This is a genomic window from Ensifer oleiphilus, from assembly GCF_013371465.1.
Classification (GTDB): domain Bacteria; phylum Pseudomonadota; class Alphaproteobacteria; order Rhizobiales; family Rhizobiaceae; genus Ensifer; species Ensifer oleiphilus.
Map to the genome: position 1 here is coordinate 504,982 of NZ_JABWDU010000003.1, position 14,153 is coordinate 519,134.

Annotated in this window: 13 protein-coding genes; 5 read left to right on the plus strand and 8 right to left on the minus strand. The window is 63.0% G+C overall.

Translation table 11 applies throughout. The features are described 5' to 3' along the window. Nucleotides 1-37: 37 nt before the first annotated feature. Complete coding sequence (locus tag HT585_RS14965) at nt 38-1,513, minus strand: SLC13 family permease (protein ID WP_246707690.1); 1,476 nt, start codon at nt 1,511-1,513, stop codon at nt 38-40. A 301-nt stretch (nt 1,514-1,814) separates the two neighbouring features. Here HT585_RS14965 and HT585_RS14970 point away from each other — a divergent pair, with 301 nt between their 5' ends. Further along, complete coding sequence (locus tag HT585_RS14970; protein ID WP_176353682.1) at nt 1,815-2,285, plus strand: pyridoxamine 5'-phosphate oxidase family protein; 471 nt, start codon at nt 1,815-1,817, stop codon at nt 2,283-2,285. 80 nt (nt 2,286-2,365) lie between these two features. On the opposite strand, the gene HT585_RS14975 is transcribed toward HT585_RS14970, so the two are convergent. The 6 genes from HT585_RS14975 to HT585_RS15000 all read right to left on the minus strand — a co-directional run bounded on the left by HT585_RS14975 (nt 2,366) and on the right by HT585_RS15000 (nt 9,192). Continuing rightward, nucleotides 2,366-3,610: a Gfo/Idh/MocA family protein gene (locus tag HT585_RS14975; protein ID WP_176353683.1), complete on the minus strand. Its 1,245-nt coding sequence runs from the start codon at nt 3,608-3,610 to the stop codon at nt 2,366-2,368. A gap of 22 nt (nt 3,611-3,632) precedes the next feature. Beyond that, a complete protein-coding gene (locus HT585_RS14980) occupies nt 3,633-4,652 on the minus strand; it encodes a LacI family DNA-binding transcriptional regulator (protein ID WP_176353684.1) in 1,020 nt (339 codons plus the stop codon). Beyond that, a complete protein-coding gene (locus tag HT585_RS14985; protein ID WP_176353685.1) occupies nt 4,649-5,605 on the minus strand; it encodes an ABC transporter permease in 957 nt (318 codons plus the stop codon). The genes HT585_RS14980 and HT585_RS14985 overlap by 4 nt, the downstream gene beginning before the upstream one ends. Further along, nucleotides 5,602-6,594, minus strand: a complete 993-nt coding sequence (locus HT585_RS14990; RefSeq protein ID WP_176353686.1) for an ABC transporter permease — start codon at nt 6,592-6,594, stop codon at nt 5,602-5,604. The genes HT585_RS14985 and HT585_RS14990 overlap by 4 nt, the downstream gene beginning before the upstream one ends. Next, on the minus strand, nt 6,594-8,099 hold the full coding sequence (locus HT585_RS14995; protein ID WP_176353687.1) for a sugar ABC transporter ATP-binding protein: 1,506 nt from the start codon (nt 8,097-8,099) through the stop codon (nt 6,594-6,596). The genes HT585_RS14990 and HT585_RS14995 overlap by 1 nt, the downstream gene beginning before the upstream one ends. 67 nt (nt 8,100-8,166) lie before the next feature. Next, on the minus strand, nt 8,167-9,192 hold the full coding sequence (locus HT585_RS15000) for an ABC transporter substrate-binding protein (protein ID WP_176353688.1): 1,026 nt from the start codon (nt 9,190-9,192) through the stop codon (nt 8,167-8,169). Nucleotides 9,193-9,655: 463 nt separating this feature from the next. Here HT585_RS15000 and HT585_RS15005 point away from each other — a divergent pair, with 463 nt between their 5' ends. From HT585_RS15005 to HT585_RS15020, 4 genes are all read left to right on the plus strand, one after another. Continuing rightward, a complete protein-coding gene (locus HT585_RS15005; RefSeq protein ID WP_176353689.1) occupies nt 9,656-10,471 on the plus strand; it encodes a DUF3100 domain-containing protein in 816 nt (271 codons plus the stop codon). 17 nt (nt 10,472-10,488) lie between these two features. After that, nucleotides 10,489-11,004 carry a hypothetical protein gene (locus HT585_RS15010; protein WP_173421730.1) on the plus strand — a complete coding sequence of 172 codons (516 nt, stop codon included), beginning with the start codon at nt 10,489-10,491 and terminating at the stop codon, nt 11,002-11,004. A 65-nt stretch (nt 11,005-11,069) separates the two neighbouring features. Further along, nucleotides 11,070-12,227, plus strand: a complete 1,158-nt coding sequence (locus HT585_RS15015; protein WP_176353690.1) for a M20 aminoacylase family protein — start codon at nt 11,070-11,072, stop codon at nt 12,225-12,227. A gap of 24 nt (nt 12,228-12,251) precedes the next feature. Continuing rightward, nucleotides 12,252-13,169, plus strand: coding sequence for a LysR family transcriptional regulator (locus tag HT585_RS15020; protein WP_246707691.1), 918 nt, complete (start codon nt 12,252-12,254; stop codon nt 13,167-13,169). A gap of 20 nt (nt 13,170-13,189) precedes the next feature. Here HT585_RS15020 and HT585_RS15025 read toward each other — a convergent pair whose 3' ends face one another. Further along, complete coding sequence (locus HT585_RS15025) at nt 13,190-14,089, minus strand: LysR family transcriptional regulator (RefSeq protein ID WP_176353691.1); 900 nt, start codon at nt 14,087-14,089, stop codon at nt 13,190-13,192. Nucleotides 14,090-14,153: the final 64 nt, after the last annotated feature.

Consider the following 14,153-nt stretch of genomic DNA (forward strand, 5'->3'; position numbering starts at 1 on the left):
CGGCCTTGGTATAATCACATATTTTCAGATGCTTGCATCAGTCTCCCAGCCCCACGTGCGGCCAGATGAAAGCGGCAACAAGCGTCAGGAACCCGACGAAGGGGACAAGCAGCATCGCGGCGAGACGCATCAGATCCGACGGCGTGAATGCGGGAGGCTCCATGCCTCCGAAGAGCGCCACGGGCTTGGCGGAAACCATCAGTGTCTGGCAGAATCCACTCCCCAAAGTTGCAGTCATGATGAGAACGGCCGGATCGACACCGAGCCCCGCCAGCGGCAGAGCGAGCGCCGGGATCAACACCGTCGCCCGCGCCGTGCGGGAGGCGACGACGATATGCGCGAACGTCGCGACAATCACCGTGAACAGGATGACCAGCCAGGCCGGCGGTTTGCCGACGAGGCTGAGCATGCCGATGGCGCGGTCGGCCAGAAGTGCCGCCGTCCCGGTGCTCATCAGCGCCTCGCCGATCACGAGCGTGCCGGCGAGAAACAGGAGCAGGTTCCACTCGACGGTCTTCAGCGCCTTGCGAAACGGCATTCCCGAGATCTTTTCCGAGGCCATGACCAGAGCGCCGATCAAAGCGACGAAGGGCAAGGCAACACCATGAAGGCTTGATGTCGCTAGTGCCAGAACGATGAGTGCCGTGACCGCGAGCAGCGTGCGCTCCGGCGCACGGAGCGGCTGCCTTTCAGTTCTTTCCCTCGCTTCAAAAGCGGCGTTGCGATCCTCGGCACCGAGGAAAAAGCGCAGGATGAGGCCGCAGGCGATCAGGCTGGTGATCAAACCGAAAGGTGCTGCCAGCAGCGCCCACTCGAGGAAATCGGGCGTGTCACCGCCGCTACGACGGATGAAGTCGGCCGCCACCAGATGTGCGCCGGCACCGGTCAAAGAGGCGGCAGCGGACAGGAGAATCACTGACGGGAAAAGCAGGGCGAGCGCCCGCGTGACATCAGGCCGATCGATGGCGGCCGTCAGGCCCAGAAACACCGGCATGAAGATTGCTGCCCGCGCCGATGTCGAGGGAATGATGAAGGCAGTCACAAAGATCGTCAGCGTGACCGCCCAGAACAGACTGCTGACGCGTCGGAAAGGTGCCAGCATCCGAAAGGTGAGCCGCTCCACCAATCCCGATGCCTGCAGCACCGAGGCAATGACGAAAGCGCCAATCATCAGCCAGACGACATCGTTTCCGAGTGCGGCAAACACCGCCTCCTCGCTAACGGTGCCGGTGGCGCCAAGCGCCAATGCTCCGGCAAGCGCCACGGGCGTTTCCGGCAGGTCGAAGATCGTCCAGCAGACGAGCGTTGTCGCAAACACCATCAGCGCCAGCCGCATCGGCATGGTCAGACCGTCGGCTGCGACAAAGACCAGGATCGCGGCGAAGAGGAGCAGCATCGACCCGGTCAGGAGCCGCACCTGTCGCATCGGCATCTGGCCGCCGAAATCCACTGCTTCGTTGGCGGAGGAGATGACGATGTCCTTCGCCGGTGCAAATGCTTGAACGCCGGTCATGATGGCCCAATCCTTTTCTTGCTTGCGGCCGGTTCGCGGCGAAACCCCACGTGCCACGCGCCCGACCTTCATAAGGTGTCGATGAGGGCCTAACGACGCTGCACGCGGTTTATTCCGCCCTGAGTGCCACTGGGTTCGATTTATCGTTGGGAAGAGGCAATTGGACGCCGGATGAGGCGGAACCGTAGCGGGCTTTGGCAATCGCGCCTGTCAATGTTCACGCGTTGCGCCATATCAATGCAGGGGACCGCGAAATGCCTGCAGTCTTTGGGTAGCGTCTCACCGCTGGAGGAAGCGAAACATGTTCGTCAGGGAATTGTCGCGTGAGGAATGCATCGCACTTGTCTCCTCGCACCATATCGGTCGGCTGGCCTGCGCCAGGGATGACCAGCCCTACATCGTCCCCATCCAGTACGCCTTTACTGCAAACCGGCTGTACGGCTTCTCCATGCCCGGGCAGAAAGTTGATTGGATGCGCGCAAACCCTCTTGTCTGTGTCCAGATTGACGCGTTCTCCGACAGGGGAAGCTGGAAGAGCGCCGTCATCTACGGCAAATATCGTGAACTGCCGGACACACCGCAAGGGCACCAAGAACGCCTCCAGGCATGGTCGCTGCTGGAGAAACGCACCAACTGGTGGGAGCCGGGCGGATTGAAGCCGGCAGAACAGACCGTCGTCGGAACCTCTCCGCACCTGTTTTTTGTCATCGAGATCGACGAGATGACTGGGCGCGCCGCGGGCGAAGACGCGGTGGACGTCTCCTCGCATTGACGAGAACACGCCCGAGCCGTGATGCCTGGCCTATCACGTTGACGGGGGCTGCGCCCCCGCCAGCCTTCTGACAATCCCGATCAAGCGCCTTTGCGTGCGACAACCGGCACATAGTGTTCGAGTTCCGGTGCGGGGAACTGCAAGGTGGCGTTGATCTCGGCCGAGCGATAGAGCCCCATCAGCATCTCGACCACGGCAAGGCCGTCCTCGAAGGTTTCGAGCGGCTTCTGGCCCTTGCGGAAGCACTCGACCATGTGGCGGTTTTCGTCGGTATAGCCATAGACGCCGGCCTCGTCCTCAAGCACTGGCATCAATCCCTGCTCGGCATTCTGCTTCTCAACCAGATCCTCGCCCTCCGAGCCCGTGACTTCGCGGGACATGAAGATCTTCAGGCCGGTGCTCAGGGAATTGTATTCGAGTGCATATTCCGGCCCGAGCAGTTCGAGCTGGATGCGCAGGCCGGCACCGACATAGGCCCAGGAGGTCGTCGCCTCGATCATCAGTTCGTTGCCGTCCTGATCCTCGAGCGTCACGGTCGCGCGGGCAAAATCCTCCGAAGGGCGGTTGCGATAGTCGACGTCGTTGCCGAAACGCTTGCGCAGCTGTTCGGCATAGTTGGGGCGCGTCCACTTCAGGTTAGCAACGGTGCCGTTGACGGACTTGATCTTCAGTGAGTTTCGCGGCGCGCCGGGCGCGGTCAAGAGATAGCGCGCAACCTCGACGCTATGGCACATCATGTCGGAGAGAACGCCGCCGCCCTGCTTGTCGCCCTGCCAGAACCAGGGCTCATGCGGGCCGGCATGTTCCTCCGCCGCACGGGCCAGATAGGGCCGACCGGTGGTGGAGGCAGCCCGGCGCCAGATGATCTCCTTGCCGCGCAGGACCGGCGTACAAAACACCTGGTTTTCGAGATAGCCATGGTTGAGGCCTGCATCCTCGGCCAGTGTCAGCATCTCGCGGGCTTCCGCCACCGTGCGCGCCAAGGGCTTTTCGCAGGCAACGGCGAACACTTTGCTGCGGCCCGCCTTGATTGCCCCGTGCAGCGCGCGCATCACATCGAGGCGCGTATAGTTCGGCGACAGGATCCAGATCGCATCGACGTCGTCGGCTGACAGCAGCGCTTCGAGGCTCTCATGCGTGCGGCAGGTGCCGAGCCCGAGCGCTTCGACTTCGCTCGCAAACTTCGCGCGGTTTTCCTCCTTGCGGCTGAAGACGCCGGTCACCTCGACATTGCGCACGCCGATCATCGACTTCAGGTGGAAATGGGCGATGAAGCCGGTTCCGACGAAACCCACGCGCAGCGTCTGCTTCGGTAGCTGTGTCATTCTCTTCTCCCAGATTGTCAGGTTATTGGCGCGGCGAGGCGGTGCTGGCCCGTATACTCAGGGCCGTCGGCAGCACGATCGGCGGGGAAAGACCCACCTCCTCGCCGGAAAGCATGCGCAGCAGCAGCGACATCGCCGTTCGGCCGATATCGGCGCGCGGCTGGGTAACGGTCGTCAGAGGCGGATAGAAAGCCTTGCTCAGATAGAGGTCGTCGAAGCCGACGACGGAAACGTCGCCCGGCACGTCGCGGCCGAGGCGGCGCAGCTCGTGAATGGCGCCATAGGCCATTTCGTCATTGGCGGCGAAAAGTGCTGTCGGCGGTTCGGACAGGGCAAACAATTGGCCGCAGCAAAGCTGGCCGGTTTCGAGCAGGTAGTCGCCGCGAACCTCGTAACCATCCGGGACCGCAAGGCCTGCCTCACGCATCGCGGCGCGATAGCCGTCGCGGCGGTGGACGGCCATGACTTCGGGCAGCGGCCCGGCGATATGGGCGATCCTGCGGTGACCCAGCGATATCAGATGTTCGACTGCGGCTTTGGCGGCTGCGATATTGTCGACCTGAACATGCGGCAGTCCAGAGGACTCGATCATTTCCAGCGCGACGACAACAGGCAACTGCGAAAGGTCGACGCCAGCATCATGCTCCGCCGGCGGCAGTTTGCCGGTCATCAGGATCATGCCGTCGGCATGGCCGTCGCGCAGCATGTTGAAATATTCAGTCTCGCGATCCGGATCATTCTCGGCGTTGCCCATCAGGACGGAATAGCCCGCCTCGCGCGCCGTCGCTTCGACGCCCTTGAGAATATCGAGATAGAACGGGTTGCCGACATCGCGCACGACCAGCAATACCGACATCGACTTGCGGGTGCGCAGGTTGCGCGCACTAACGTTCGGCCGATAGTTGAGCTCACGCGCAAGCGCACGGATGCGCTGGCTCGTTTCGGCCGTCACCAGGCCGGAATCGCTAAGCGCCCGCGACACGGTTGCGACGGACACGCCGGCACGCTCGGCGATATCCTTGATCTTCGGCCGGCCGCTCATGCCCGCATCGCCTTTCCGCGTCCATAGAACAACATAAGCAGCAGCAAGGTCGCGCCGAACACCATCTGGCGGCCGGATTCGTCGATGTTGACCGTTGTCAGGATGCCCTGGAGGATCACCAGCAACAGCGCGCCGGCCATCGTGCCGGTGTACCCGCCCTTGCCGCCGGCAAGCGACGTCCCGCCGAAGACGACGGCGATGATCGAGGAGAGCATGTATTGCTCGCCGACATTGGCGAACGACGAGCCGGAATAGCCGAGCAGGCAGAGGCCGGCGATGGCGGCAAACATTCCGGAGATCATGAACAGCCCGATGCGCATGCGGCGCACCGGCACGCCGGCCATATAGGCCGCATGCTCGTTGGAGCCGATCGCATAGATGCGGTGGCCGAAGACGGTGCGGGTGAGCATGAAGGCCATGAACAGGCCGATGGCGATCCAGAGCCAAATGATCCCGGGAATGCCGAGCGCCAGTGGCTGCGTGACGAAAGCGGAGAGCCCGGGAGCGGCACGACCCGAGGGAATGCCGTTGCGGATGACGACGAGCAGGCCCTGGAGCACGCCGAGCATGCCGAGCGTCATCACCAGCGGCGGGATGCGCAGCAGCGTGACACCAAGTCCGTTCAGGAGGCCGAAGAAGGCACCAGCCGCAAGGCAAGCAAGAATGGCGGGCACGATGCCGCCGTCGGCGCCGTTCATCACATTGCCGGCAATGATCGCCGAAAGCGAAACGACGCCGCCGACCGACAGGTCAATGCCTTCTCTGCCGCCGAGAATGACGACATTCTGTCCGGCCGCGACGATGCCGAGCAGCGAGGCGACAATCAGCAGGCGCAGGATCTGGTCGGCGGAGGCAAAGCCCGGCGACAGGTTTTCACCGAGATAGAGCAACGCGACGATCAAAATCAGCGCGATGACCAGCGGCTTCTTGAGAAAGGAAAGGACGGCGTTCATGCGCGTGCCCTCCGGCCGGCCAGCACGCCTGCCATCAAGACGAGAAGGATGGCAAGGCCCTGCACGAAGTTCTGCCACTCCGATGGCGTGCCCATGAAGAAGACCAGAGAATTGACGAGACCGATCGTCAGTGCGCCGAACAGTGAGCCAACGACGGTGGTCCAGCCGCCGGCAAGCGCGCTGCCGCCGAGCACCACGGCCGCGACGCTATAGAGCGTCATCTTGCTGCCGACGAGCGGATCGCCGCTGGCGGTGTCGCCGGTGAGGCAAAAGGCTGCAAGTGCCGAAAACAGGCCGCAGAGCGCATAACCCTTGATGCGCACCAGAACGACGGGAAGGCCGGTCTGGTAAGCTGCTTGTTGGTCGTCGCCCACGGCCAGAAGCTGGGTTACGAGACGGGTGCGCGACAAGAGGAAGAGCAGAAGTGCCAGTGCAGCAAGGACGTAGAACACAAAGGGAAGGCCGAGGAGCCTGCCGCCATAGGTGCGCCAGAATAACGCCGGCGCCGGCGTGCCGGCAACGGGCATGACATAGAGCGCAACGCCGGTGAAGAAGATGCTGGTGGCAAAGGTGGCGACGATCGCCTGCAGCCGAAGCGCTGCAACGACGATGCCGTTGATCACCCCACAGGCAAGCCCGAGCAGAATGCCACAGATCATGGCGCCGATGACAGCACCCGCACCACCGCCCCATTTCTCCATCAGGACGACGATCGCGACATTGACGAGCGACAACGTCGCGCCGGCGGAAAGGTCGATGTCGCCTGCGGAAACCACATAGGTCTGAGCGATCGCCAGCATGATCAGCGCCATGTAGGTGCTGAGCAAGCCCGTCAGCGAGCGGTAACTGAGGCTGTTGGGCGAGAACGCACCGTTCAGCGCCAGCAGTGCTACGACGATGATCAGCGCCGGCAGGAACGGATAGCGTTCGAGCCAGAGCTTGAGGCCGCCGGGGCGGGCGGATGGAGTTTCTATCGTGGTCGGTGTCATCACGCGGCCTCGTATGCAGCCTGGTAGAGATTGTAGCGGGTGCGATCCTCGCCGGTGAGTTCGCGCGTCACCGACCCGCCGTTAAAGACGAGGATGCGGTTGGCATTCCCCAGCAGTTCGGCATCCTCCGAGGAATAGAGCAGGATTCCGAGCCCCTCGCTCGCCAGCTGGCGAATGAGAGCAAAGAGATCGGCCTTGGCAGAGAGGTCGATGCCCTTGGTGGGATCGTCGAGCAGCAGCACATCCGGCTTATCGATCAGCCAGCGGGCGATGATCACCTTCTGCTGGTTGCCGCCGGAAAGCGAGTTGATCGGGTGCATCAGGCTCGCGAACTTGGTGTGCATCGCCTCAAGCGCCGGCATCGCCTTTGCCTTAAGGCTTGACGGACGTGCAATCATCAGCCGATCGCGCAGGTAATGGATGGGCGTCACGTTTTCGATGATCGGCCTGCCGGCAATGACGCCATCGCGACCACGGTCGCCCGAGACATAGGCACAGCCGCGCCGGATGGCATCGCGCGGGCTCTTCGCATCGAAACGGTCGCCGCCGATGCGGATCTCGCCCGACATTTCGGAGCTTGCGCCGAAGATCGCGCGCAGCACCGCCGATTGGCCCTGGCCGTGCAGTCCGCCGAGACCAAGAATCTCGCCCTTGGCGACCTCGAAGCTGACATTGCGGAAACCGGCACCCGAAAGCCTGTCGACGGTCATGGCGGCACCGGCCGCGAAGCTCGCAACGGCAGGCGCAGACGACTGGGACGCCGGCATGTCGCCGGCGCCGCCGACCATCAGCCGGATGACGGTGGCCGGATCGGTCTCAGAGAGATTGAGCGTCTTGATCGTCTCGCCGTCGCGGATGATCGTCACCCGGTCGCCGATCGCGGTGATCTCGTCCATGCGGTGCGAGATGAAGATGATGCCGCGGCCGTCGCGCTTCAGCCCACGAAGAATGTGGAAGAAGCGGTCGACCTGTGCCCGATCGAGTGCCGAGGTCGGCTCGTCGAAGATCAGGATCGGGGCTTCGCTGGCCAGCGCCTTCATGATCTCGACCAGCTGTCGCTGATCCGCGCGCAAGTTGCCGACGAGTGTTTCGGCGGCAAATCCGTCGCCGGAAACCCCAGAGAAAAGATCGATGTAACGCGCAGCGAGCGCCTTCATGGCCGCGCGATCGACGAAGATCCCGGCTTTCACCGGCAGCATCGCCAGGCAGACGTTCTCCTCGACCGATCGGTTCGCCGCAAGGCTGAGTTCCTGGTAAAAAATACCGATGCCCTGCTCACGCGCCGACTGCGGCCCTGATATCGTCACCGACCTGTCGTCAATAAGGATTTCGCCGCCATCGGGACGCACGCTGCCGGCAATGATCTTGCACAGAGTGCTCTTGCCCGAACCGTTCGAGCCCATGAGCACATGGACTTCGCCGGCGGCAATCTCGAGGTCGCCGCGGCGCAAAGCCAGGGTGGCGCCGTAAGCCTTGCTTACGCCGTTCAACGTTAGTTTCGACATGGGGTTTGGTCCGTAAATCGGGTCCGGGGTGCCGGGCGGGTCAACAGATCCGCCCGGCCTCAAGCGTTTACTTGAAGAGCGCTTCGGCGTCTTCGATCGAAAGAGCGCTGGTGTAGGAGTAATAGCCCGGCTTGCCGTCGACCTGCTTGGCGGCGTCCGCCAGGTTCTTGCTGTCGATGAACGGGATCGGCAGGTACATGGCGTTCTTGTACTGCCCCGCCGTTGCCGGCTCCTTCAGTTCCTTGCCCTGCAGCATCAGAACAGCGACGTTGAGTGCGCTTGCCATGACGCCGGGCGGGTTGACGGTCGCGCCGGAGTTCAGCTTGTCCTTGCTCCAGAGGTCGATGAAGTCCTTGCGGATTTCGCCGGTGGCAGCGATCTGGCTTGCCTTGCCGGCATCCATGATCGACTTCCAGGCGCCTGCCGCCATGCCGTCCTGGACGACGACGCCGTTAACGTCAGGATAGGTGGCAAGGATGTTCTGCATGGCCTGCTGGCCCTGCGCCTGATCCCAGTTGGCATTGACCTCGTTGACCACCTGGATATCCGGATAGTCCTTGAAGACGCTCTTATAGCCGGCGACGCGCATCTCGTTTGCCGGGTGGCCGGCGACACCGTTGATGGCGACGACCTTGCCCTTGCCGCCGAGCGTTTCGGCCAGCCACTTGGCGCCGGACGCACCCCAGGCCGTCTGGTCGATGCCGACATAGGTCGCGTCCGGCGACGAAACTTCGGCATCGGTGGCGATCACCAGGATGCCCGCTTCTTTCGCCTGGGCGAAGATCGGGTCGAAGGCCGTCGGGCTGTTGGGGTTGATGATGATGGCGTTTACGCCCTCGGCGATGAAGTTGCGCACGTGGGCGATCTGCCCGGGCACGTCGACATTGGCGCTCTGGACGCTGACTTCGACGTCGACGCCCTTTTCCTTCCATTTCTCCGCAGCCGCCTTGGCCTCATCGATCATCTGCGTGCGCCACTCGCTGCCGACCCAACCATTGGACAAACCAATCTTGAAGGTCTCGGCATTGGCGAGCGAAGCGGAGATGGCAATGCATGCGACGGTGCCGAGTGCTACGGCGATAAGCTTCTTCATAAGATCCTCCCAAAATCTTGCGAGGACCATCAAGCCAGAAAATGTAATCGATTTCAATGGGGGTTTTCAGCGATTTTTGGCGGGTTTTTGGAATTTTGGAGCTGAATCCGCAGACGAGCGGATTTGGCCGCGCCGATCGGCCCGATTGCTGGGGAAAGGAGTGGCGTTTCAGGGTTCTGATCCGGACTTTGCCGAATGCAGCCTTGGCCACGAAGGCGGCACATGCAAAAGCGAGAGCACGCGAAAAGCCGATTCGCATCCGCACGGCGCCAAAGCAGGACTGCAACCATGAAACGACAGACGGGACGAGCGGCTTTGTCGAGGGCCGCGTTCAGCTCAGCGACCGTTGCTGGAACTGCAACACTTCGTTGCTCGCCGACCGGCTAGCCGTAATTTGTCCTCAGCCCATAGTGTGAAATCTGGGCAAAGAACAACAACTGGTCCCCAACCAGAGGAGAACATCATGACCGGAAAACCCGGAGCCGCCACAGGCGGGCTCTATCTGCACATCCTTGTGCTTGCGATCGTCATCGTCTGCGAACTGATCGGCATTCAACGCCTGTCGATCGGCCTCGGCACCGTGATCTTCCTGCCGATCCTTTACGCCTTCGCGCTCGGCATCCTGCTCAATCCCGCCATTTTCAAGGCGAGCGCCAAGTTCCTTTCCAAGGATGCGGTCAAACTATCAGGCGCCATGATCACCGTTGCGATCATGCCCTTCATCGCCAAGTTTGGCACAACGGTCGGACCGCAGATCTCCAAGATCATCGAGGCCGGACCGGCACTCGTGCTGCAGGAGCTGGGCAATCTCGGCACCATTCTCGTCGCCTTCCCGGTCGCCGTCTTCCTGCTCAAGATGGGCCGCGAAGCCGTTGGCGCCACCTACTCGATCGACCGCGAGCCCAACCTGGCACTGATCGCCGATAAATACGGCCTCAACTCGCCGGAAGGCGCTGGTGCCATGGGCGTCTATGCAACCGGCACGCTGATCGGCACCTTCGTCTTCGCCATCATGCCGCCGCTCGTGCACGGCCTCGGCATCTTCGACGTGCGGGCGCTTGCCATGTCCTGCGGCGTCGGCTCCGGCTCGATGCTGGCGGCCTGCACCGGCGGTCTCGTCGCCGTCGTTCCGGACCAGAAGGACATCATCCTGGCTCTGGCCGCAGCCAGCAACATCCTGACCTACGCGACCGGTCTTTATGTCGGCATGTTCGTCGCCCTGCCGCTGACGGAATGGCTTTACAACAAGGCCCGTCCGTCCGAACGCAAAACAGCCTGATCGGGGAGACAGGAACAATGGCCAATCAAACCAATACCACCGCAAATCTTGCCGACGACCTGCCGCTGAATGCGGAAGACGAGCGCAAGATCGACGTCGTCAAGCATTCAGGGCTGCTGCTGATCGCCTGCGCCATCGGCCTCATCGCCAACTGGGTCGGCACCGGCACGTCGCCCCTCGTCGCCCTGCCCGGCATGGCGGTACTCTACGTCGCCTGCATCATCGGCCTGGGCTTCGCACGCTTCGTGCCCTTCTACCTGCCAAGCGTCGCCTGGGTCTCGCTGATCGCCATCCTGATCACCATCCCCGGCGTGCCCGGAGCTGCCTGGGTCAGCGAACAGGTCGAACACCTGAACTTCCTGGCACTTGCAACCCCGGCGCTTGCCTATGGCGGCCTTGCGCTGACGGCCAGCGAGTTTGCGATCGCCCGCCGTTCGGGCTGGAAGATCGTTATCGTGGCGATCTGCGTGATGATCGGAACCTATATGGGCTCCGTCGTCGTCGCCGATCTGTTCCTCAGGCTCGGCCAGTAGGATAACAAACATTGGACCGGCCGCGTTGCGGCCGGTCTTCCATTCGCAGAGACAGGATGAACGAGATGAGCCGCCACGACATCAGCCCCGACCGCATCGCGGAAACGATCGCCTGGCGCCATCACCTGCACGCCCATCCCGAACTCGCCTTCGAGGAACGGGAAACCTCAGCATTCGTCGCCGGCAAGCTTGCCGAATGGGGCATTGCCGTCAAAGGCGGCTATGGCGGCACCGGCCTTGTCGGCACGCTGTCGCGGGGCAGCTCATCCCGCACCATCGCAATCCGCGCCGACATGGACGCACTGCCGATCGTCGAAGCAAGCGGCGTTGCCTACGCGTCGAAAACCTCAGGCAAGATGCATGCGTGCGGACATGATGGCCATGTCTCGATGCTGCTCGCCGCTGCGCGACAGGCGTCCGAGATGGATTTCGACGGCACTATTCACTTCCTCTTCCAGCCAGCCGAAGAAGCCGAAGGCGGCGCCCGCGCCATGGTCGCCGACGGCCTCTTCCGTGATTTTCCGACTGACTCCGTCTATGCGCTGCACAACTGGCCGGCGCTCGACGTCGGCACCTGCGTTGCCCGCGACGACGCGATGATGGCGGCCTTCGGCGTGTTCGAGATTCGGATCACCGGCCGCGGCGCCCACGGCGCCATGCCGCACGAAGGCGCTGACCCGCTGGTGGCTGCAGCCCAGATCGTGACCGCCCTGCAGACGATTGCCAGCCGCAACGTCTCGCCGCTCGAAGCCGCCGTGGTCTCGGTGACCCAGATCCATGGCGGCGACGCCTGGAACGTCATTCCGCAGGAGGCCGTCATTCGCGGCACCACGCGCTGGTTCGCGAAGGACGTCGGCGACATCCTCGAACAGCGGATGCGCACACTTGTCGTCGCCGTCGCCGAAGGCTTCGGTTGCTCGGCCGATCTCGACTATCAACGTCGTTATCCCGCAACCATCAACGATGCGGCGTCGGCCGCTTTCGCGCGCTCGGTCGCAGCGCAAGACGGCGCCCTTTCCGTCGTCGATGCGGCCCCCAGCATGGCTGCCGAAGATTTCGCCTTCATGCTGGAGGAGCGCCCCGGCTGCTACCTCTGGCTTGGCGCGCGCCGCAACGGCGCCAACCCCGGCCTGCATTCACCGCACTACGATTTCAACGACACGATCATCCCCCAGGGCGTTGACCTCTGGACAAGGCTGATCGCAACATCTCTTGGTCGTTGACCTCAAACGGTTTCCGTCGCATCCATGACCACCATGGACGTGCTCGACGCGAAAGCGCTCAAGATTTTTATGGCGGTCGCCCGCATCGGCTCGATCCGGGGCGCTGCCGAACATATGGGGCTGGCGCCATCGGTCGTCAGCCGCCAGATCGCCGACACCGAACGCGAAATCGGCCTTGCGCTCTTTGAGCGCACGGCGCGCGGCACCGTTTTGACCGATGCCGGCGAACTCGTTCTCGAACACGGCAAGCGTGTTCTTGAGGACAACGGCCTGTTGGCCGAACAGCTCGACCAGATCCGCGGCGTGCAGCAGACCCGCATCCGCATTCGCTGCGGCGAAGGTTTCATGGCCGATCTGGTCGAACACGGGCTGTCGTCGTTCTCGAAGGCACATTCCTATGTGCGCTATATCGTCGAACTTGGCAGCACCGAAGATGTCGTCGATGCCATCGCCAACAGCGACGCGGATATCGGCATTGCCTATACGCCGCTGACCGATCCACGCATCCGCGCGCTGGCGATAGCGCGCCAGCCGCTCTGTGTCATCGTGCCGAACGGGCATGCCCTCTCCAGCCGCACTGAACTGAAGCTGGCGGACTGTCTGGCCTCGCCCTGTGCCCTGCTCGGCAAGGGCAACGGCGTCACCCAGATCGTCGCCCGCGTGGCCGCCGATACCGGCATGGCGCTGGCGCCGTTGCTCGAGACCCATTCGATCGAGGTGCTACGCCGCTTCGTCGCCTCCGGTCTCGGCGTCACCTTCCTGCCGCGTGCCGCCGTCTCCGGCGAAATTGCCCGTGGCGTCATGCAGGCGGTCGATCTCGAGGACCCGCTGCTGCGCGAGGCGAGTGCCCATCTGATGGTGCGCGCCCATCGGCGCTTGCCGCTGTCGGTGGAAAAACTCGGTCAGCACCTGGCGCTGGAAATGCAGTCTTTTCGCGCCTGACACCAGCCAGGAAAGCCGGTTCAGATCATTGCCTTGGGCAAGGCCGCCGCCAGCGCATCGACCGCGAGGCGCACTTTCAGCGGTAGGTGCGGCGTGCGTAGCCACAGGGCGTAGTTGTCGAACACATATCCCGGCTCGTCCTGCAGCACTTCGACAAGAACGCCTGTCCTGATGCGCTGACGAACGAGCCACGACGGCAGCCACGCCAGTCCCATGCCGGAGGCGGCGGCATCGGCGATCGCCTCGAGATCGTCAAGCCGCATCCGACTGGCGGGCGTCACCTCCAGCGCCGACTGGCCATCACGCGGGAACAGCCAGGGATGCACCCATCCCGGACGGTTGTAGGTGACGGCGTGGTGGCCGCGGAGGTCGTCGATCCGTCGCGGTGCGCCATGGCGTTCGACATAGGATGGTGAAGCACAAACGACCATGCCGTGCCGGGCAAGCCGGCGGGCGATCAGGCCGGACCGGTCCTCCAGAATGCCGGTGCGGATGGCGAGGTCAAAACCATCCTCGGCGAGATCGACGATGCGATCGCCGAAGGAAAGCTCCAGCTCAAGCCCTGGATATCTCTGGGCAAACTCCGTGAGGATGGGTGCAACGCATCGTCGGCCGAGAAGCGCCGGCATGGTGACCCGCAGCCGGCCACGCGGCTCGGAAAGCTGGTCGGCTGCCAGCGCGTCCGCCGCTTCCGCCTCCGTGAGGATGACACGGCAGCGATCATAATAGGCGCGGCCGAATTCAGTCAGGCTCTGCCGGCGCGTGGTCCTGTTGATCAGCCGCACGCCGAGCCGTTCCTCGAGAAACCGGACATGCTTGCCGACCATCGGCCCGGAGAGATCGAGAGCCTCCGCAGCAGCTGCAAACGAGCCGAGATCCACCGCTTTGACGAAAACCGCCATGCTTGTAAGGCGATCCATAATTCGAAACTCCGGGTTTCTACTGTTCTGTCAGAACGGACATTTATCGCGATCAATCCCACAC

Bases quoted from the DNA above. Each gene is read 5' to 3' on its own strand.
- HT585_RS15020 (WP_246707691.1), top strand. From the start codon at position 12,252: ATGACCACCATGGACGTGCTCGACGCGAAAGCGCTCAAGATTTTTATG.
- HT585_RS14980 (WP_176353684.1), bottom strand. From the start codon at position 4,652: ATGAGCGGCCGGCCGAAGATCAAGGATATCGCCGAGCGTGCCGGCGTG.
- HT585_RS15025 (WP_176353691.1), bottom strand. From the start codon at position 14,089: ATGGATCGCCTTACAAGCATGGCGGTTTTCGTCAAAGCGGTGGATCTC.
- HT585_RS14995 (WP_176353687.1), bottom strand. From the start codon at position 8,099: ATGTCGAAACTAACGTTGAACGGCGTAAGCAAGGCTTACGGCGCCACC.
- HT585_RS14965 (WP_246707690.1), bottom strand. From the start codon at position 1,513: ATGACCGGCGTTCAAGCATTTGCACCGGCGAAGGACATCGTCATCTCC.
- HT585_RS14990 (WP_176353686.1), bottom strand. From the start codon at position 6,594: ATGACACCGACCACGATAGAAACTCCATCCGCCCGCCCCGGCGGCCTC.
- HT585_RS15015 (WP_176353690.1), top strand. From the start codon at position 11,070: ATGAGCCGCCACGACATCAGCCCCGACCGCATCGCGGAAACGATCGCC.
- HT585_RS14985 (WP_176353685.1), bottom strand. From the start codon at position 5,605: ATGAACGCCGTCCTTTCCTTTCTCAAGAAGCCGCTGGTCATCGCGCTG.
- HT585_RS15010 (WP_173421730.1), top strand. From the start codon at position 10,489: ATGGCCAATCAAACCAATACCACCGCAAATCTTGCCGACGACCTGCCG.
- HT585_RS15005 (WP_176353689.1), top strand. From the start codon at position 9,656: ATGACCGGAAAACCCGGAGCCGCCACAGGCGGGCTCTATCTGCACATC.
- HT585_RS15000 (WP_176353688.1), bottom strand. From the start codon at position 9,192: ATGAAGAAGCTTATCGCCGTAGCACTCGGCACCGTCGCATGCATTGCC.
- HT585_RS14970 (WP_176353682.1), top strand. From the start codon at position 1,815: ATGTTCGTCAGGGAATTGTCGCGTGAGGAATGCATCGCACTTGTCTCC.
- HT585_RS14975 (WP_176353683.1), bottom strand. From the start codon at position 3,610: ATGACACAGCTACCGAAGCAGACGCTGCGCGTGGGTTTCGTCGGAACC.